Annotated in this window: 18 protein-coding genes; 6 read left to right on the plus strand and 12 right to left on the minus strand. The window is 62.3% G+C overall.

Annotated elements, in window-relative coordinates; all coding sequences use genetic code 11:
* Window position 1: 1 nt before the first annotated feature.
* Window positions 2-1,384: a DUF2254 domain-containing protein gene (locus tag I6E51_RS02430; protein ID WP_197109331.1), complete on the minus strand. Its 1,383-nt coding sequence runs from the start codon at window positions 1,382-1,384 to the stop codon at window positions 2-4.
* A 96-nt stretch (window positions 1,385-1,480) separates the two neighbouring features.
* On the opposite strand from I6E51_RS02430, the gene I6E51_RS02435 reads away from it, so the two are divergent.
* Both I6E51_RS02435 and I6E51_RS02440 read left to right on the plus strand, forming a co-directional pair.
* Window positions 1,481-2,716, plus strand: a complete 1,236-nt coding sequence (locus I6E51_RS02435) for a mechanosensitive ion channel family protein (RefSeq protein ID WP_197109332.1) — start codon at window positions 1,481-1,483, stop codon at window positions 2,714-2,716.
* Window positions 2,717-2,728: 12 nt separating this feature from the next.
* A complete protein-coding gene (locus I6E51_RS02440; RefSeq protein WP_197109333.1) occupies window positions 2,729-3,571 on the plus strand; it encodes a CPBP family glutamic-type intramembrane protease in 843 nt (280 codons plus the stop codon).
* 7 nt (window positions 3,572-3,578) lie between these two features.
* Here I6E51_RS02440 and I6E51_RS02445 read toward each other — a convergent pair whose 3' ends face one another.
* The 3 genes from I6E51_RS02445 to purS are packed head-to-tail and all read right to left on the minus strand — an operon-like array spanning window position 3,579 to window position 5,032.
* Window positions 3,579-4,043 carry a DUF3817 domain-containing protein gene (locus I6E51_RS02445; protein WP_197106664.1) on the minus strand — a complete coding sequence of 155 codons (465 nt, stop codon included), beginning with the start codon at window positions 4,041-4,043 and terminating at the stop codon, window positions 3,579-3,581.
* 18 nt (window positions 4,044-4,061) lie between these two features.
* Window positions 4,062-4,760, minus strand: a complete 699-nt coding sequence (gene purQ, locus I6E51_RS02450) for a phosphoribosylformylglycinamidine synthase subunit PurQ (protein WP_197106663.1) — start codon at window positions 4,758-4,760, stop codon at window positions 4,062-4,064.
* Entirely contained in the window at window positions 4,760-5,032 is a 273-nt protein-coding gene (purS, locus tag I6E51_RS02455) for a phosphoribosylformylglycinamidine synthase subunit PurS (protein ID WP_010204162.1), read from the minus strand. Before purS ends, purQ begins: the two co-directional genes overlap by 1 nt.
* 75 nt (window positions 5,033-5,107) lie before the next feature.
* Here purS and I6E51_RS02460 point away from each other — a divergent pair, with 75 nt between their 5' ends.
* Entirely contained in the window at window positions 5,108-6,355 is a 1,248-nt protein-coding gene (locus tag I6E51_RS02460; protein ID WP_231599631.1) for an MFS transporter, read from the plus strand.
* Window positions 6,356-6,413: 58 nt separating this feature from the next.
* On the opposite strand, the gene I6E51_RS02465 is transcribed toward I6E51_RS02460, so the two are convergent.
* A complete protein-coding gene (locus tag I6E51_RS02465; RefSeq protein WP_197106660.1) occupies window positions 6,414-6,971 on the minus strand; it encodes a YceI family protein in 558 nt (185 codons plus the stop codon).
* A gap of 138 nt (window positions 6,972-7,109) precedes the next feature.
* Here I6E51_RS02465 and I6E51_RS02470 point away from each other — a divergent pair, with 138 nt between their 5' ends.
* Window positions 7,110-8,120 (plus strand): serine hydrolase, encoded by a 1,011-nt coding sequence (locus I6E51_RS02470; RefSeq protein ID WP_197109335.1) that lies wholly within the window; start codon window positions 7,110-7,112, stop codon window positions 8,118-8,120.
* 20 nt (window positions 8,121-8,140) lie between these two features.
* On the opposite strand, the gene I6E51_RS02475 is transcribed toward I6E51_RS02470, so the two are convergent.
* The 5 genes from I6E51_RS02475 to I6E51_RS02495 all read right to left on the minus strand — a co-directional run bounded on the left by I6E51_RS02475 (window position 8,141) and on the right by I6E51_RS02495 (window position 13,336).
* A complete protein-coding gene (locus tag I6E51_RS02475) occupies window positions 8,141-9,001 on the minus strand; it encodes a VOC family protein (protein ID WP_197109336.1) in 861 nt (286 codons plus the stop codon).
* A 64-nt stretch (window positions 9,002-9,065) separates the two neighbouring features.
* Complete coding sequence (locus tag I6E51_RS02480) at window positions 9,066-10,268, minus strand: pyridoxal phosphate-dependent aminotransferase (protein WP_197109337.1); 1,203 nt, start codon at window positions 10,266-10,268, stop codon at window positions 9,066-9,068.
* Between the two features lie 23 nt (window positions 10,269-10,291).
* Window positions 10,292-10,831 (minus strand): Lrp/AsnC family transcriptional regulator, encoded by a 540-nt coding sequence (locus tag I6E51_RS02485; protein WP_197109338.1) that lies wholly within the window; start codon window positions 10,829-10,831, stop codon window positions 10,292-10,294.
* Window positions 10,824-12,173 carry a M20/M25/M40 family metallo-hydrolase gene (locus I6E51_RS02490; protein WP_197109339.1) on the minus strand — a complete coding sequence of 450 codons (1,350 nt, stop codon included), beginning with the start codon at window positions 12,171-12,173 and terminating at the stop codon, window positions 10,824-10,826. The genes I6E51_RS02485 and I6E51_RS02490 overlap by 8 nt, the downstream gene beginning before the upstream one ends.
* 2 nt (window positions 12,174-12,175) lie before the next feature.
* A complete protein-coding gene (locus tag I6E51_RS02495) occupies window positions 12,176-13,336 on the minus strand; it encodes a Xaa-Pro peptidase family protein (RefSeq protein ID WP_197109340.1) in 1,161 nt (386 codons plus the stop codon).
* Between the two features lie 254 nt (window positions 13,337-13,590).
* On the opposite strand from I6E51_RS02495, the gene I6E51_RS02500 reads away from it, so the two are divergent.
* Complete coding sequence (locus tag I6E51_RS02500) at window positions 13,591-15,201, plus strand: ABC transporter substrate-binding protein (RefSeq protein ID WP_197109341.1); 1,611 nt, start codon at window positions 13,591-13,593, stop codon at window positions 15,199-15,201.
* A gap of 173 nt (window positions 15,202-15,374) precedes the next feature.
* Window positions 15,375-16,358, plus strand: a complete 984-nt coding sequence (locus tag I6E51_RS02505) for an oxidoreductase (protein WP_197109342.1) — start codon at window positions 15,375-15,377, stop codon at window positions 16,356-16,358.
* Here I6E51_RS02505 and I6E51_RS02510 read toward each other — a convergent pair.
* Complete coding sequence (locus tag I6E51_RS02510) at window positions 16,355-16,837, minus strand: GNAT family N-acetyltransferase (RefSeq protein ID WP_197109343.1); 483 nt, start codon at window positions 16,835-16,837, stop codon at window positions 16,355-16,357. The genes I6E51_RS02505 and I6E51_RS02510 overlap by 4 nt on opposite strands.
* Window positions 16,838-16,925: 88 nt before the next feature.
* Window positions 16,926-18,002 carry an alkene reductase gene (locus I6E51_RS02515; RefSeq protein ID WP_197109344.1) on the minus strand — a complete coding sequence of 359 codons (1,077 nt, stop codon included), beginning with the start codon at window positions 18,000-18,002 and terminating at the stop codon, window positions 16,926-16,928.
* Window positions 18,003-18,292: the final 290 nt, after the last annotated feature.

Here is an 18,292-nt window from a genome sequence, read left to right on the forward strand (position 1 = left end):
CTCAGAGCCAGCGGTGATCGACGGTCGCAGCACGCGCCGCCTCAGCAAAGCGGGCGAACCGTTCGCGCTCCACAGCGTCATACGTTTCGGCGGCAACGGATGCTTCGAGCCGGTCAATTTGCACAGCCACCGCCGCGGACTGCTCGGTGCGTTGCGCGCGGTAGCCAACCTCCTGCAGCAGTTGGAACAAACGCTCAACCACCCCGGGGTCGCTCGCGCCATAGCGTCGCGGCTGGGTCATCGCGATATCGAGCAGGCTCACGAAGTCGTGGGGTTTGATGATGACGCGCACGATGTTGTCATCGTCGGTGAGCCCGCGAGACTGAATCTCAAGGTCGGCAATCGAGCAGAGCGTCGCCGAAATGTGCCCCAGCGTGTGCACGGCCGTCGTGGGGTCGTTGACTCCGGGGGAGAGTGCGCGGGCGGTGATGTCGACGAGTTGCCGGATGCCAAAACCAATATCTTGGCTGGCCGTGCGCTCGTAGGCGAGGCTGACGGCGCCGACCAACGCACTGTTGATGGTGGCGCGTTCTTCGTCATCCATGTGGCGCATGGGGTCACGCGGCCACCAGCGCAGCACCGGGGTGCCGCTGACCACGTGATGACCGACGGTGTGTTCTTCGCGTGCCACGATGTCGTTCTTGATCGCGATCGTGAGCAGCCGGGAACGGTCACTGGAACGAATAAAACCGGAGCGCTTCGCGAGACTCAACTCGATGCGCTCGGCGGGCGGCCACTCGGGCAGTTCCGTTTCGCCGGTCGCCATTGTGGATGCCACGAGCTCAATAGTCTTGCTGGTTTCGAGGTAAACCTGCCGCATCGTCGTCTCAATGCGCAGCTGCCGCGCGAGGTGCGCCAAGAACAGCGTGAGCATGACAACACTCGCCAAGGTCAGGAGCGACGCCAACGTCACCGCAAGGCGCGGCACGATCGGGTCGATGGTGTCATCGCCATCCTGAACCGTGCGCAACACCGTGAGGGCATAGGCGAAGGTTCCGACGAACACCGAGAGCGTCCAGTGCACGGTCTGGTCTTTGAGGAAGGTGCGCAGCACGCGCGGGGATGCCTGGCTGCTCGCCAGCTGCAGGGCAACGACAGTGAGGGAGAAGGTGAGGGAGGTCGCCGTGATCAGCGAACCCGAGATGGCGGAGAGCACGGCACGTGCACTTTCGGGGCCGCCGGCAAACAGGAATCGCTCAACGCCGACCGGCAACGATGAGTCGACGGCGCGGTCGATGAGGGGGAGCACGATGCCCAAGATCACGGCAATGATGATCGACATAGTAGGCAACGGCCACAGCTCAGCGGCGATGCCTTCGCGCACGGTGGCGATCCACCGGCGCAGGGAATTGCGGCGTGCACTCTGTGTTGCTAGCTCGCTCATGACTTCCCTCTCGAATCGCCCTAGTTAATCACGTCAGCCTTTGTTGTGGTGCCTGCCCCTAGGCTGGAGCAACGCCAATGAAAGGAAATCACTCGATTGTTTGAATGGGTATCGTGGCTGGGTCTTGCCGTTGCTGTCGTGATTGCGCTTGTCGCCGTCGTCATTGCCGTCGGGGTGATCTCTCTCATTGTGCGCGGCATCGCGCGGCTTCGGCCGGGGGTTTACGCAACCTTGGCTCCGACTCGCCGCCGCCTTCGCGTGCTCATGGCCTTGCTTGCCGTGTGGGCTGCGATCTCGATCACTCTTCCGGTGGAGAGCATGCGCGACGTTATCGATGGTGTTCTGCTCGTGCTGGTGATTGCCACCAGCGGGTGGGTGCTGATCGCCGTCATCAACCTTTTGCTCAATCGCACCCTCACTCGATACCCCACTGACGTTCCCGACAACCGGGCCGCTCGCCGCATCCGCACCCAGATTCAACTGATTCGCCGCATCCTCGGAGCGGTCATCATCATCGTCACGATCGGCGCCATCCTGTTGACGCTCCCCGGTGCCGAAGCCCTCGGCGCCAGTGTGCTCGCCTCTGCTGGTCTCGTCAGCGTTGTGGCCGGTATCGCCGCGCAGTCCGCTCTCGCCAACGTCTTTGCCGGAATGCAGCTCGCCTTCAGCGACGCCATCCGAGTGGATGACGTTGTTATTGCCGACGGCGAATGGGGTCGCATCGAAGAGATCACCCTCACCTACATCGTCGTGAGCATCTGGGATCAGCGCCGCCTCGTGCTGCCCTCTACGTACTTCACGACAACGCCATTCCAGAACTGGACGCGTAACGCCACCGAACTTCTCGGCGAGATCAACTTCGATCTCGACTGGCGCGTCAACATCGACCAGATGCGCGTGCACCTCAAGAAGATCGTCGCCGAATCCGACCTGTGGGACGGCCGCACCGCTAACATCCAAGTCGTGGATGCCACGGGTGGCTTCGTGCGCGTTCGTGTGCTGATTAGCGCCGCAGATTCCGGCGCGCAATGGGACCTCCGCACCCACGTGCGCGAAGAGATGGTCGGATGGCTGCAGCAGAAAGACTCCGCCGCCTTGCCGCGCACTCGTGTGCTCATGGTCGACAACGAAGCCCGCGGTCGCACCAAGGGCTCGGTTGAACCCCAAGAGCGCGGCCTCTTCAGCGGTAGTGCTGAGGCCGACGCTCGTCGTCAAGAGTTCACGGGAGCGATTCCGGTTCAAGACAACGTGCCCGAGAACCTGGTTGGCCCAGAAGAGACCGATGCCGATGAGGCTCAGACTTCCACCGCCAAGCGCGTCATCAACGACTAGGAGTCATTCAGGATGCCCGGCCTCGACAATGCTGTCAGTTCCCCGCCACTCAGTTCACGCAGCTGGGGGTTGGTGCCGGCAGCGCTGCTGAGCGGATCGGCGGTGCTGATGTTCTCGCTTCGGCTTCCGCTGCTGGGCTATGTCGTGGTGGCATTGGCGCTCGCCGCCGCGTGGTTCACCGACAGCCGCAAGCTCACTGAGGGGCTCGCGAAAGACCTGCTGCTGATCGCGGTCGGTATGATCATCGTCTCCACGGTGTCGGTCGAAGCCGACATCAGCTGGGGCAACTTCTTTCTGCTGGGGTTCGTGCTGGCTGCGGCCGTTGCCGTGCCCTACGCACTGTCACGGTTTGTGTTCAAAGACCGCCTCATCCGCTTTCCGTGGCGGGGCGGATGGCCGTGGAACCGCGTTCAGTGGGGCTACCTGTTTCTCGTGCTCTTTCTCGGCTGGCTCATTCTGCCGTTCTACTTCATCACGAGTGGCGTGTACCTCAACTGGCCCATCGTGACGACGCCCGACGAGATCGGTCGACTGTTCGTTGGCGTGAACGCGGTCGGCACGTGGGACGAGCTGTTCTTCATCCTCACCGTCTTCGTGCTCTTCCGTCGGCACTTCCCGGTGTGGCAGGCCAACCTGCTGCAGATGGTGATCTTCGTGGCGTTCCTGTGGGAACTCGGCTACCAGTCGTGGGGCCCGTTGCTGACGATCCCGTTCGCGCTATTGCAGGGCTGGATCTACTCGACCACCAAGTCGCTCGTGTACGTGCTGAGCGTGCACCTACTGTTTGACGCGGTCGTGTTCCTCGTCATCGTGCACGCCAGAAACCCGGGAGTCATCCCGTTCTTCCTGCTGTAGCGCGAAGCTACTCTTTGCCGCCGGGAGGGCCTGCGATGAGCAGAACGACGTAGAGCAGAATGACGGCGCCCGCGATGAGGGCCACCAAGATGTACGGGTGGTTCAAGAACCACCGCATCGTGCGGTCGATCCAGCCAGCATCACGCGGATGATCGGATGCTTCCTTGCGCCAGTCGCCCTTCAAGCGACCCGTGCGTGCAAGCCACAGCTCCACCGGAATGGTCGCGTAAGGAATGACGGCGCTACCGATGGTGAGAACGGCGGTGCCGACGCTCCAACGCTGGTTCACCGTCAACAACACGGCCGTGGCACCGTAGGCGAGGAAGACGAAACCGTGGATGGCCCCACCGATCGACACCGCGACATCCAGCCCCGCCGTAGCGCGCAGGATGAGGCCGGTGATGAGCAGAGTCCAGGTGACCGCCTCAGCGAACGCAAGGACGCGGAACAGTGACTTGGGGGTCGCAAACATGGAGCCGAGCTTTCAGTATTAGGCGTTGGCCATCAACGAGCTGATCGCGCTCGTGAAGAACGTGAGGCCGTCGGTGCCCGAACGCATCGCCGCGCGAGTGTCTGGGCCAAAGCCAGGCTCGGTCGCGTGCTCGGGATGAGGCATCAGGCCAACAACGTTGCCACGGGCATTCGAGATGCCAGCAATGTCATTCGCCGACCCGTTGGGGTTGACCTCAAGGTAGCGGAACACAACCTGGCCTTCACCCTCAAGGCGGTCAAGAGTGTTCTGGTCGGCAATGTAGCCGCCCTCACCGTTCTTGAGCGGGATGATGATCTCTTCGTCTTCTTTGAAGCCGTTGCTCCAGGCAGTGTCGATGTTCTCGACGCGCAGCTTCTGGTCGCGGCAGACAAAGTCACCGTGGTCGTTGCGCACAAGACCACCGGGCAGAAGGTGCGATTCCACCAAAATCTGGAAACCGTTGCAGATGCCCAGTACAGGCATTCCGGCGTTAGCGGCCGTGATGACTTCGCTCATGATGGGCGAGTGGGCTGCGATTGCGCCGGCACGCAGGTAGTCGCCGTAGCTGAACCCACCGGGCAGAACGATGGCATCCACGTTCTTGAGGTCGTGGTCGCCGTGCCACAGGGCTACCGGCTCACCGCCACCCAGCTTGACCGCGCGCTGAGCGTCACGGTCGTCGAGCGAACCCGGGAAGGTGATGACTCCGACGCGCACTATGCGCCCTGAGCGTCGTCGGCAGGGCGAGCCTCGCCGACATAAATCACGTCTTCGATCACCGTGTTGGCAAGAAGATCGTTGGCGATCTCGCGGGCCTCAGCCAGCAGTTCGTCAGTGATCGGGCCCTCAACGGTGAGCTCAAAACGCTTACCGATGCGCACCGCGCTGAACTCGCTCTTGTCGAGACGGACGAGGGCGCCGGCTACGGCCTTACCCTGAGGATCGAGGATTTCAGCCTTAGGCATTACCTCGACGACAATAATTGGCACCGAATCACTCCATGATTTCGCGCGGGCGGATTGCACCAAGTCTAGCGGAGGCTGGTGGTGCGCCAGACTGTACCCATGGACATTGACCGCGCAGTGCAATCTCGCATCGTCCGTACGCTCGTCGCGGGGCAAGTGCTCGCCGGGCTGGGTCTCGGAGCAACCGTTGCCGTCGGTGCGATTCTGGCTGCCGATCTGGGTGGCGAGACGCTCTCGGGCGCGGCAGCGACATCCAGCACTTTGGGTGCAGCACTCGTGTCGATTCCGCTGGCACGACTTGCTCAGCGCTGGGGGCGGCGGCCTGCGCTGGCTCTGGGCGCGGGCGTTGCGGCCGGCGGTTCGCTCATCACCGTGATCGCGGTGGGCGTCGCGTTCTTCCCGCTCCTCATTCTTGGATTTGCGATGCTCGGTGTCGGAACGGCGGTCGGCCTGCAGGCGCGCTTTGCGGCGACGGATGTCGCGGCTCCGGCACACCGCGGTCGTGACCTCTCGCTCGTTGTCTGGTCGACCACGATCGGTGCCGTCGCCGGCCCCAACCTGATTGGTCCCGGCGAAGCGATTGCGCAGTGGCTGTCGTTGCCCACCAACACCGGATCGTTTGTCTTCGCGATCGCCGCGCAGCTCGCAGCGATGGCGCTCTATCTCGTGGCGCTGCGACCCGATCCGCTCACTCTCGCTCGCAACCGCCCCGTCGATGCTGCGGTTGCTGCGGATGCCGGAATCGTGCGCGGTCGTGGCCCGTTGGTTTTCGCTATCGCTGCTATCGCGATCAGCCATGCGGTGATGGTCTCGATCATGGCAATGACGCCCGTGCACTTGAGCCACCACGGAGCGAGCCTCACAATCATCGGCTTCACCATCAGCCTGCACATCGCCGGTATGTACGCACTCTCGCCCGTATTCGGTTGGGCGAGTGACCGTTTCGGGCGCATCCCGACAATACTTATTGGGCAAGGGTTCTTCGCGGCATCCGTCGTGGTCGTTGCTCTGGGAGAGCTCAGCAACACGGCTGTCACCGTCGGGCTTGTGTTGCTCGGGCTCGGCTGGAGCGCATCAACCGTTGCGGGCTCGGCACTCGTCGCCGACCTTGCGACTGGAAAAACGAAGCTCCGCATTCAGGGTCGCAGTGACACCATCATGAGTCTCGCCGGTGCCTTTGGCGGAGGGTTTGCGGGGCCCATCCTCACTCAGGTTGGCTACGCCGGTCTCGCCTGGGGTGCCGGAATCCTGGTGCTGGTCGTTACGGTGGCCGCGCTCGTCGTCTGGCGAAGCGCTGCTGTTGCCGCAGCCGAAGAAGTATTGCTCGACGACAAAGTCACCTCATAACGAAGGCCTCTCCGCGCAGTGCGCAGAGAGGCCTCGTCAGGAAATCGCGAGAGCGCGACTACTGCTGGAGTGCAGCCTGAAGGTCAAAGGTGAGGGTCACGTCTTCGCCGAGAAGAACGCCGCCGGTTTCGAGAGCTGCGTTGTAGTTCACGCCGAAGTCGGTGCGGTTGATCACAGTGCTGGCGCTTGCCGCCGCAATGGTCTGGCCGTAGGGGTTCTGGGCGATGCCGCCGAACTCGCCCTTCAGGGTGACCGGCTTCGTGACGCCACGGAGGGTGAGGTCACCCTCGATGGTGAGGTCATCACCGTTGATTGCGACCGAGGTCGACGTGAAGGTGGCGGTGGGGAACTGCTCAACGTTGAAGAAGTCGTTGGTGCGCAGGTGACCGTCGCGGTCAGCCTGGTTGGTGTTGATCGTCGCCATGGCGATCTCTGCCGTCACCGAATTCTCGGCGGGCGTTTCGGAGGTGACGATCGTGCCCGAGAAACCATCGAAGGTTCCGCGAACCTTGCTGATCATGAGGTGCTTAACGGTGAAAGAAACCGTCGAGTGAGCGGCGTCAATCTGCCAGGTGCCGGTGGTGAAACTGGGGTGTTCAACGAGAGAAGTAGTCATGTAGATCGGCAACTCTCGGTAGCGTCGATTCATTCCGCGAACGCGGGTCTGTTCGCTGGGAGCGCTACTCGGTAATCATCGAGGCCACCCACAGCATCCGCTGCCCAATTGACGAGCGACAGTAGGTAGGCTCGCACTATGGACACCACGGGACTCGACGAATTTCTTGAGCACAACGACTTCTCTGGCACGGTCCTCATCAAGCGAGGCAACGCCACTATTTACGAGGCTGTCGCCGGCAAGGCCAGCCAGCGCTGGGATGTGCTGAATACGCCAGATACTCGCTTCGACTCGAGCTCGATCACGAAACTCTTCACGAGCGTGGCGGCGCTGCAGCAAGTGTCGAAGAATGACCTCGATCTCGAGACATCCATCCACCACTATGTTGACTTGGCCGACACTGAGATCGACCCGGCCGTGACGCTGTTGCATGTGCTCACCCACACGAGCGGCATTGCGGATGACGTAGATGAAGAGGAGGGCGAAAGCTACGCCGACCTCTGGGCAGAGTTCCCGACCTACACAATTCTAGAGCCCGCCGACCAGCTCCCCACCTTTGTGAACAAGGAGTCACTGGCCGAGCCCGGTGTCGAGTGCGTCTACACCAACGCGGGTTACGTTCTGGCGGGCCTTGCGCTCGAGAAGGTTACGAAGACCGACTACCGCCAGTACATTTTCGACGAGGTTTTCACGCCGGCCGGCATGGTCGACTCGGGGTTCTATGACCGTCGGGATGCCGCACCGCGCGTTGCCGAAGGCTGGGACTACATCGATGGCCGCTGGGTTTCCAATATCTATAGCGCCCCGCCCATTGGTCTGCCCGATGGCGGAGCTCACGTCACCGCCGCCGACCTCATTCGCTTCATTCAGGCTGTGCGCAACGGCGACCTCCTCGACACCGAATTCACGGAAGAGTTTCTCACCCCGCAGGTGCAGTACGACGAAGAGACCTGGTACGGCTTCGGTCTCGAGTTCGACATGAATGAAGACGGCACCGTGCGCAGCTACTTCGCCGACGGTGTGAGCCCCGGCGCCTCCGGAATCGTTCGCCACTACCTTGAGAACGGTCTCGACGTTGTCGTGCTCTCGAACTCCGAAGAGGGCGCGTGGCCGGTCATCCGCGAGATCGACGAACGCCTCGGCGGGTAACCTGTCGGTTCGCTAGCGCGCTACTGCGCGGTGCTGACGCGAATCGTGTTCGCCCACGGGTCATCGAAGCTGAGGGTCTGACCATCGTGGCGTAGCGGGATGCCGTGGTGGGTCATCCGTTCATCTAATGCTCCGAGGTCGTCGGCGCTCGGCACCGCAATGTCGACTTGGGCGAGTCCGAGTGCGGGCAGCCGCGGACCGGCGCCGCTCGAGTTCCACGTGTTCATGGCCATGTGGTGGTGGTAGCCGCCGGCGCTCACGAACACGGCGCTGCCGGGAATTTCGGTGGTCGCCTCGAAGCCGAGTTGGTTGACGTAAAACTCACGCGCGGTGGCAACGTCGCCGACTTGCAGGTGCACGTGGCCGACACGGGCGCCGCCGATCGCGGGCTGTTCGACTGCCGCCTCGGTGAGGTTCTCTTGCAAGAAGCCGTTGGGGTCGAGAAACAGGGTCGCCATTTCGACGGTGCCGTGTGTCCAGCTCCACTGGGTGCGGTCGCGATCCCAGTACAGTTCGACACCATTGCCTTCGGGATCGGTGAAGTAGAACGCCTTGCTCACGAGGTGGTCGGCGCTGCCGGTGAACGTCTTCGGGTAGCGAGTGGCGACCGAATAGACGGATGCCGCCAGGGCTTCTTCGGTGTCGAACAGGATGGCCGTGTGGAACAGCCCGGCATCGCGCGGGCTCGCGTGCTTGAGCGCGGGCGAATGCGTGAGGATCACGACGGGCGTGGTGCCGCGACCGAGAACGACCGTGTCAGAAGACTCGCTGAGCACGGTGAGTGCCACGGCATCCCGGTAGTACGCGGTGAGAGCGTCGAGGTTGGCAACGCTGAGCGTGACAGCGCCCATGGCGGTGTCGGCGGCGAGGAGATCGGTCATGACCGGTACAACCTTGCCGCCAACAGCGGTATTCCGAAAGCTCTGGGGGAGCGGGCGGGCAGAGCTAGGCGGCGGCGCTCACACCTTTAAATTCTGCAAGCTCGCGCAGGCCAGCAGCCAAGCGCGAGACGCCTTCCCGGAAGATTTCGTCGCGGCCGTTCGAGCCGTACATGACGCGAATGTAGCCTTCGCCGACGTTGCCGAACCAGTTGCCGGGCGAGACGCCGAGCTGCTGGGTCTCGACGAGGTGCTTGACGACTTCGAGCGAGGTGCCGAGTTCGGAGATGTTGACCCAGTGGTAGAAACCACCGGCCGGCATCGTGACGCCCACGCCGGGGATGCCCTGGAGTGCATCGAAGATGGCGTGGCGACGCTGGTCGTAGATCGTGAACCACTCATCCGTGTAGGCGGGGTTCTCGTAGGCGGCGGCAACACCGTATTGAGCGAAGGTGTTGGTGGGGCCGACGTAGTTGAACGTCGCGATCTTGAGCAGCGGCATGATCTCGGCCGGGGCTACAAGGTAACCAACACGGAAGCCGGTGAGCCCGAGGTCTTTCGAGGTGCCGAAGACGGTGAGGGTGCGTTCGCGCATTCCGGGCAGAGTCGCGAAGTTCACATACTCAGCTCCGTCGTAAACCTGGCGTTCGAAGTCCTGGTCAACGATCACTCCCAGGTCGAACTCTTCAGCCAACGCGGCGAGTTCCATCAGGTTCTCGCGGGTGTAGACGGTGCCGGTCGGGTTGTTGGGGTTGGTGATGACGATGGCGCGAGTGCGTTCCGTGATGCGCGAGCGGAACTCATCCATCCGCAGGGCGAAGCCATCCTCTTCGTAGGTCGGAACTTGCACGCACACCGCACCCATCTGGTGGATGTCGTTGATGTTCTCTGCGAAGCCGGGGCTTGTGACGAGAACCTCATCGCCCTGACCGGGGCGGATGCAGATGCGAATCGAGAGGAAGAGGGTGAATGCCGAGCTGGGGCCAACCATCAACTCCGTTTCGGGGTCGATCTCCATCCCGTTGAAGTCCCACAGCTTGTTGACGAGCGCCGTCTTCAGGCGAGGCTCGGCGTACCCGTTGTCGAGCGAGTAGTGCGTTTTGCCGTCATCGAGGGCTTGCTTGGTGGCATCGATCACGTGGTCGGGCAGGCACTTATCTGGCGCGAACGGATCCGCGCCCATCATCATGATCCGACGCTCGGGATCGAGCCCTGCATAGAGGGAAAAATCGGGAGCGGCGAGGTCTCGCCACGAATCATCAATGCGCACGGAGCTACTTTCTGTTGGAGCGGTTATTCGTCAATGCCAAGAATGTGAGTGAGCGGTGACGTGTCGTTGACCCGGCCGAGACTGATCATCGCTTCGACGCGCTGAAGGCCAGCGACGGCTCCCAGTTTTTCGAGTAGAAGGGTCTGCAGCTCGGCATGATCTTTCAGGCGGAAGCGCGCCATCATGTCGTAGGTACCGCTCAGGATAAGAATCTCAGTGAGGGAAGGAATTGCCTGCAGGGCCTCGATGACGGTCAGCATTTTGGCATCCGACGTGATCTTGATGGGGATCACGACGAGCATCGGGCGGCCCATCGCTGACCAGTCCATCTCGATGCTGCGGCGGCGAATGACACCCGTGCGTTCGAGGCGGGCAACGCGCTCGCCGACGCTCGGCGCCGACATCCCGACCAGCGCGCCGAGGCTGCGCAGCGAAACGCTGGCGTCTTCGTGCAGATGGCGGATCAGCTGAAGGTCAACCGTGTCGAGCTCGACCTTGGGTGTGCTCTCTTCGAGCAGGTCAATGATCGTGGAGGCTTCGGCTGCTGCGACGGGATCAGTCATTGTTCGCGAACCCGTTGGCCTCAAGGTTATTGAGCAGGTCGAGCGTGAACTGGATGTGGGTGAGGTAGTCCTCGAGGTAGCCGTGTTCGTTGTAGCCGTGCATGTTGCCCTCCGGTCGCAAAGTTCCGGTGGGTGAGATCAGGGGAGCCCCGAGATGTTCAAGGAAGAATGCTCCCGGTCCGGAACCAGTCATCACATCGTAGATGACGGGTTCTGCTTCGAAAGCTTTTGTTGCAGCTTCGAGAACCGAGACCGCGAACGGAGTGTCGACCGGAGAGAATGCAGGCTGCATGGTGCGGATGAGGTTGACTTGAATATCGGGAGCGGTGTCGCCGAGGAAGGTCTTCACGGCATCGAAGCACGCGTGCGGGTCCATTCCCGGAACGAGCCCGAAGCGCACCTTCGCGGTGCCCTTCGCCGGAACGCTGTGGCTGACGCTGGGATCGATATCGAAGCCCGAGAGGCTCATCGACGGGGTGAAGATAAAGCGTTCCTTCAGCTCTGCCTCGGGCAGATCCTTCAGCGGGCTGATGCCGGGGAGGCTGATGGCATCGCCGGGAAGCGAAAGCTCCTGCGTGCGAGCCTTGGCTGCGGCATCCGGACGCAACGCAGAATCCGTGAAACCGGGAACGGCGATGAGGCCGTCCTCGGTGACGAGAGACGTGATCGCCCGCATCAGCTCGAGCGGTGCGGAACGCAGAATCTGCGAGTACGAGGGGTGCTGATTGGAGGCCAGGATGTTCAGGCTCAGGCCGATCTCCATGCCGCCACGGCATCCGAAGCCGACGGCGGGGCGACCATCGTCTTCACGAAGGTAGCTCTCCCACAGCACTGCGTCGGAGCTGAGGCGTTCGGCATTCTCGGCCAAGACGGTTTCGAGTCCGGGGCTACCGATCTCTTCACAGGGGTCGGCGAGGTAGATCATGCTGTACGGCAAGCCGCCCGGGTGATCTTCGATGAACAGTTCGAGCGCGCGCAAGCGGCTCGTGACATCGGCCTTGTCGTCGCACGCACCGCGGGCCCACATGGCGCCGTCGCGGATTTCTGAGTCGAAGGGGCCAGAGACCCACTGCTCGAGGTCGCCGACGGGCTGCACGTCGTAGTGGTTGTAGAGCATGAGCGTTTTGTCGCTCGCTCCGGGGAAGTAGGCGACAACGACCGGCCCGTAAGCGGGAATCTCGATGCGTTCGACGCGCTCGCTGAGCCGGCGAAGCTTCTGCTCCAACCAGTCAGCGGCAGCCTCAATTGCAACACGATCACTCGCCACAGAGGGAAAGCGACAAAATTCCTGCCATTCGCGGATGCTCTGCTCGCGCTCGGCATCAATGCGGGGGTCGCGCACGATTAGACTCCTCGGGAAATCGCGACGGGGGTGAGCTCGTACGGGTAGTCCGTAATGCGCTCGGCGCCGTCTTCGGTCACGAGAACGATGTCTTCGAGGCGCACGCCGCCGAAGCCCTGGCGGTAGCAGCCGGGCTCGATCGCGATGACGTCACCGGCAACAAGCACGGCGTCGTTCTGGCCGAGGCCGGGAGCTTCGTGAACTTCGAGGCCGATTCCGTGGCCGAGGCTGTGGAAGTAGCCCTCGTTGAGAACCTCACCCGGCTTCTTGGTGAGCTGCGTGGGGTAACCAGCGTTGCTGATTGGCTCGCACGAAATGCGGTGCAGTTCGGCAACGGGGAGACCGGGGCGGATGGCCGCGAGTGTGTTGTCGAAGGATTCCTTCACGATGCGCCAGTACGTTGCGAGCTCTTCGTTGATCTCGCCCTTGACGAAGGTGCGGGTCATGTCGGAGTTTCCACCGGACTCGGTGTCGCGGGGGCAGATGTCGACCGTGACGGGCTCTTTCTCAAAGATTTGGCCCGAGCCAGCGTGGTGGCCGATGCAGGTTTGCTCGCCGTGAGCCACGATGAGGCCGGCGTCTTCGCAGCCGTTGCGCAAGAAGGCGGCGCGGATGCCCGTCTTCAAGTCTTCACACGTGAGGGGCTTGCCGTCGACGAGTAGTCCGCCATCGGTGTCGATCGTTGCGGCTTCCATCTGGGTGGCGACGTGGGCGACGCCTGCTTCGGCAGCGATCTGAGCGCGGCGCATGCCGGCGAGTTCGGCCGGCGACTTCACGCGGCGGCGCATCTCGAAGAGGTGGTTGTCGACGTTCAGCTCGATGCCAGCAGCACGCAAGTGATCGGCGACGCCGAGCGGGAAAGTGGAAGGAACGCTGGCGCTCGTCACGCCGGTGCGGGTGCAAGCCTCAACCAAGCAGTTGAGTTCGGCGAGGTCGGGGCCCTGTCCAGCGGCGCGGAAGTCATCGAAGCCGAGCTCTTCGAGCGGGAAGACGGTCATGTTGTCGACGTCGCGCATCCGGGCCGCTTCAAGCGACTTGATGGCGGTGTAACGCTTGCCATCAACCTCGATGTAGAGGAAGGGGTCGTGCACCTCGTGGGTGATTACGTGCCGCATGTCTGCGGACATCGTGCTCGAAAACATGAGGATAGGAGCGCTCGTCATCGTCTCTACTTCTTTCTTTGCTCGGTGCGGCTGAACGCCGTCATGGCGAAACCTTACGGTATCCGCATAAAGGCAATGATAGGCCATGTGACGGTTTTGTAAATTGTTTGTAAGGCAACTAGTCAATACAACCTAACAACGAGATAACATTATGACACTTTACGTTAGGTCGCTGTTTCATAGCCCTAAAGTAAATCCAACGCCCGGAGCCACTCACTGTTGGCACCGTAGGCGCTCACTGCACAGGAGGAAGCATGAAGACATCACGTTTCGGGTTGGGCGCTGTCGCGCTCGCCTCGGCGGTCTCGCTCACTCTCGCCGGCTGCGCTAGCAGCGATGGCGGAGATTCAGGCGACGTCAACCAGATCATCACCACCAATGGAAGCGAGCCGCTGGGCCCGCTCATCACCACGGGAACCACCGAAGTGGGTGGCGGCAAGATTCTGACCAACATCTACGCGGGTCTCGTTTCCTACAACGCCGATGGCAGCATCAGCAACGACGTCGCCGAGTCGATCGAATCGGAAGACGGCCAAAACTGGACCGTCACGCTCAACGACGGCTGGACCTTCACTAACGGTGAAGCAGTCACCTCACAGTCGTTCATTGATGCATGGAACTACGGCGCGACCTTCAGCAACGCGCAGGCGTCCTCCTACTTCTTCGACAACATCGAAGGCTTCAACTACGAAGAAGACGCGGAGCTCACCGGCCTCACCGCCGTTGATGACCTCACGTTCGAGGTTGCGCTCAACTCTCCTGAAGCTGACTGGCCGCTGCGCCTCGGCTACACCGCCTTCATGCCGCTGCCGACCGTAGCGTTCGAAGACATGGATGCGTACGGCGAAAGTCCCGTCGGTAACGGTCCGTACATGTTGGACGGTGACGACGCGTGGGAGCACGACGTTCAGATCGCTCTCGTCACTAACCCTGACTACGACGGTGTGCGCACCCCCGCCAATGGCGGAGTTACGTTCAAGTTCTACACCTCGCAAGAATCCGCTTACGCGGACGTTCTTGGTGGCAACCTCGACATCCTCGACGCTGTACCCGACTCGGCATTCGGAATCTTCGAAGACGAGTTCGGCGACCGCGCCATCAACCAGCCTGCAGCCATCTTCCAGGGCTTCAACATTCCCTTCTACCTCGAGCACTTCAGTGGGGAAGAGGGAGAGCTGCGTCGCGCCGCAATCTCGATGTCGATCAACCGTGACGAGATCACCGACGTGATCTTCCAAGGAACCCGCACTCCCGCAACCGACTTCACGTCGCCTGTTGTCGACGGCTACTCGGACTCGCTCGCCGGTGCTGAGGTGCTCCAATTCAACCCCGAAGAAGCTCAGAAGCTGTGGGCCGAAGCCGACGCCATCTCGCCCTACGGCGACACCGTGTTCGACATCGCCTACAACGCTGATGGTGGACACCAAGGTTGGGTGGATGCTGTAGCTAACAGCATCAAGAACACGCTCGACATTGAGGCTGTTGGAAAGTCGTACCCCGACTTCAAGTCGTCGCTCGAAGACCGTGTAGCGGGCACGCTTACCGGTGGAACTCGCGCCGGATGGCAGGCTGACTACCCGTCGCTGTACAACTTCCTTGCTCCCCTGTACCAGACCGGTGCCGGCTCGAACTTCGAGGGCTACAGCAGCGCCGAGTTCGATGCACTCATGAAGGAGGGTGCAGCAGCGGACTCGGTCGATGACGCAACTGCTCTCTACCAGCAGGCTCAGGAAGTTCTGCTCACGGATCTGCCCAGCATTCCGTTGTGGTACTCCAACGCCACTGGCGTCTCGGCTGACACCGTCGAGAACGTTGAGTTCGGCTGGGATTCAGTTCCGCTGTACTACGAAGTCACCAAGGGCTAATAGCTCTCACGTGAACTAGCACCAGGGATCAAGCCCGGGTCGACTTCGGTCGGCCCGGGCTTTCTTGTTGCCCGGGGCCGTTTCCCGGGCGCGCGCGGGGCGCGGGAGCTGTTTTCTGGGAGTGTGCTGGTGCGCTTGACCTAGAGTGCGCTCCAACTCTTAGAGTCACAAGCATGATCTCCCTCGAAGAAATGACCGCCCGCCAACAACCTCTCGAATCGATGTTTGGCTACCGCAGCACAGCATCCGAAGTGATTGCCGGATTCGACCTCGCCGGCAAAACCGCCGTCGTCACCGGTGGCTACTCGGGGCTCGGCTTCGAAACAGTGAAGGCGCTCGCCGAAGCGGGCATGACCGTGATTGTTCCCGCTCGTCGTCCAGACAAGGCCGCCGAAGTGCTCGCCGGTGTCACTGGTGTGCAGATTGAGGCGATGGACCTCGGCGACCTCGACTCCGTTGCCGCTTTCACCGCCGGGATGCGCGACGCTGGCACTCCCGTTGACCTCATGATCAATGCCGCCGGGGTCATGGCAACACCCGAGCTGCGCACGCCGCAGGGCTGGGACCTGCAGTTCGGCACCAACGTGCTCGGCCACTTTGCGCTCGTCGCCGGCCTCGAATCCCTGCTTCAGGATGGCGCGCGAATCGTGTCGTACTCGTCGGTTGGCCACTGGCGTTCGCCGGTGAACTTCGACGACATCAACTTCGACTCCACCGAGTACGAGCCCTGGGTCGCCTATGGTCAGTCGAAGTCAGCGGATGCCCTGCTCGCTGTTGCCCTGGATGCTCGCTTGGCTGGCCGCGGCATCCACGCGTTCTCGGTGCATCCCGGTGGCATCATGACCGACCTGCAGCGCAACATGCCCCGCGAAGAACTGCTTGCTCGTCAGTGGATTGACGAAGAAGGCAACCCCAACCCGCTCTTCAAAACGCCTGCTGAAGGTGCATCGACCGGACTCTGGGCGGCTACCGCTCCCGAACTGGCCGAGCGCGGCGGCGCATATTGCGAAGACTGCTCCATCAAGGGCATCGTTGCGGATGACCACGCCGACATGACGACCGGCGGCGCCAAGCAGTGGGCGGTTGACCCTGCTGCGGCCGAGAAGCTCTGGGCCGTAGCGGTGAAGGCGACCGGGCTGGAGCCGTTCACTAGCTAAGGCCGAAGGGTCTTTCGCATCTGTTGGGTGGTGACGGTGTAGCCCGACGACCCATAGAGCTCGACGGCGGGGGTGTTATGTCCGAAGACGTTCAGTTCTAAGGCGGGCACGCCGGCCTCCAACACAGCGGCTTCGACTGCGGCCAGAAGTGCGCGACCGAGACCGGTGCCTCGGCGACCTTCCACCACTTGGATGTCGAACAAAAATGCCAAGTCGGGTGACCCCTGCGGGTGGTCGAGGCTGACCCACGCGTGACCGATGGTCACGCCAGCGGCATCCATTCCTTGGAGGAACAGCATGCGTGGGGTGTCGAATCCCTCGGGCAGTAGCCGGGCATTGTCTTCGATCGCGCGGTCAACGGAGCCCTCGAGAGCCCAGCGCCCAATCGCCACTTGCTCAGCGGCAAACTCTGCCGTTGTTGCACGTTGCCAGGCCGCGAACTCGCTCGCAGTCATGGCGCGAACATTCACTGTCGTCATGTCTTCATGATCGCAGGATATCGGTGTGCAGCACAGCGGCGCTCGGTGTTTCGTCGTGGTTGTGGCCGAGCACCGCTGTGGCGACGCGCTAGCTCGGCTCGAAGGTCGGGTAGTCCGTGTAACCCTCGGGGCCGGAGCCGTAGAAGGTGGCGGCGTCGGGGGTGTTCAACGGCAGGTTTTCTTGCCAGCGGTAGACCAGGTCGGGGTTTGCGAGGGCCGGGCGGCCCACGACGACACCCTCGGCGTGACCGTCGCGCACGAGGCTGAGGGCCTCATCGCGAGTTGTCATCTGCTGGAAGCCACTGTTGAGCAATACCGGTCCGCCAAAGCGCGTGCGTAGTTCTTGCACGAAGGCGCCGGTGGGTTCGGCGTTCAGCACGCTGAGGTACGCAAGCCCTAGTGGGGCAAGGCCGTCGGCTAGCGCGCCGTAGGTCGCGAGGGCGTCTGCGTTGTCTGTCTCGAGGGCGTCTTGGATGTTGTGTTGCGGCGAGATGCGCAGGCCAACGCGGCCAGCCCCGATCGCCTCCGCTACCGCGGTTGCGACCTCGATCACGAAGCGAGCGCGGGTCTCGGGGGAGCCGCCGTACTGGCCCTCGCGCTGGTTGGAGGCGGGGGAGAGAAACTCGTGCAGCAGGTAGCCGTTGGCGGAGTGAAGCTCCACGCCGTCGAATCCCGCCGCGATGGCGTTGCGGGATGCTGTCACGAACTCGTCAATCACGCCGGTGAGTTCGCCGTCGGTGAGCGCATGCGGCACCGGGTAGGGCTGCTTACCGTCGTAAGTATGGGTCTGGCCGTTGATCGCGATCGCGCTCGGGGCTACGACGGTGTGTCCGCCGTTGGTGGCTTCGTGGGTCACTCGCCCGGCGTGCATCACTTGCGCGACGATCTGGCCGCCCGCCGCGTGCACCGCGTCGGTAACGTGCTTCCAGCCCTCGAGCTGCTCGGGCTCGACCAGACCGGGCTGGCCGGGGAAGCCCTGCCCGGCATGGCTCGGGTAGGTGCCCTCAGAAACGATCAGACCGAGCGAAGCGCGCTGGGCATAGTGTTCGGCAACCATCGGGCCGGGAACGCCGGCTTGGCCCGATCGGGTACGCGTGAGCGGTGCCATCACCAAGCGGTTGGTCAGGCTTAGCTCGCCGAGGGTCGTGGGGGAAAACAAGTTCACAGCAGATCTCTTTCTGTCGGTCGTATCAACTTCAACATCGACCGGCACGCACTATTCCTCCCTGAGAATGTGCTCGGTTTGCTGGCGGAACCTGCCCGCGCGTGGCTACAGCAACGGAGCTGCAGTTCGTTCACCGGCTAGGGCAGTCGACTCCAATCGGTCGGGATTCGGCGGCTGCCTCCCTGGGGCAGTTCGCGGATGGTGCCCACAATGGCGAGGGCTGAGACGGTGGCGATAATGATTGCGGTTAACATGGCACCAACGCTACGATCGTATAAATAGTGCCAACA

The sequence above is a fragment of the Salinibacterium sp. NSLL17 genome, from assembly GCF_015864935.1.
GTDB lineage: Bacteria > Actinomycetota > Actinomycetes > Actinomycetales > Microbacteriaceae > Rhodoglobus.

Excerpts from the sequence above, each read along its gene's own strand:
- I6E51_RS02430 (WP_197109331.1), bottom strand. The coding sequence starts at position 1,384 with ATGAGCGAGCTAGCAACACAGAGTGCACGCCGCAATTCCCTGCGCCGG.
- I6E51_RS02440 (WP_197109333.1), top strand. The coding sequence starts at position 2,729 with ATGCCCGGCCTCGACAATGCTGTCAGTTCCCCGCCACTCAGTTCACGC.
- I6E51_RS02445 (WP_197106664.1), bottom strand. The coding sequence starts at position 4,043 with ATGTTTGCGACCCCCAAGTCACTGTTCCGCGTCCTTGCGTTCGCTGAG.
- I6E51_RS02460 (WP_231599631.1), top strand. The coding sequence starts at position 5,108 with ATGGACATTGACCGCGCAGTGCAATCTCGCATCGTCCGTACGCTCGTC.
- I6E51_RS02465 (WP_197106660.1), bottom strand. The coding sequence starts at position 6,971 with ATGACTACTTCTCTCGTTGAACACCCCAGTTTCACCACCGGCACCTGG.
- I6E51_RS02470 (WP_197109335.1), top strand. The coding sequence starts at position 7,110 with ATGGACACCACGGGACTCGACGAATTTCTTGAGCACAACGACTTCTCT.
- I6E51_RS02475 (WP_197109336.1), bottom strand. The coding sequence starts at position 9,001 with ATGACCGATCTCCTCGCCGCCGACACCGCCATGGGCGCTGTCACGCTC.
- I6E51_RS02485 (WP_197109338.1), bottom strand. The coding sequence starts at position 10,831 with ATGACTGATCCCGTCGCAGCAGCCGAAGCCTCCACGATCATTGACCTG.
- I6E51_RS02495 (WP_197109340.1), bottom strand. The coding sequence starts at position 13,336 with ATGACGAGCGCTCCTATCCTCATGTTTTCGAGCACGATGTCCGCAGAC.
- I6E51_RS02500 (WP_197109341.1), top strand. The coding sequence starts at position 13,591 with ATGAAGACATCACGTTTCGGGTTGGGCGCTGTCGCGCTCGCCTCGGCG.
- I6E51_RS02505 (WP_197109342.1), top strand. The coding sequence starts at position 15,375 with ATGATCTCCCTCGAAGAAATGACCGCCCGCCAACAACCTCTCGAATCG.
- I6E51_RS02510 (WP_197109343.1), bottom strand. The coding sequence starts at position 16,837 with ATGACGACAGTGAATGTTCGCGCCATGACTGCGAGCGAGTTCGCGGCC.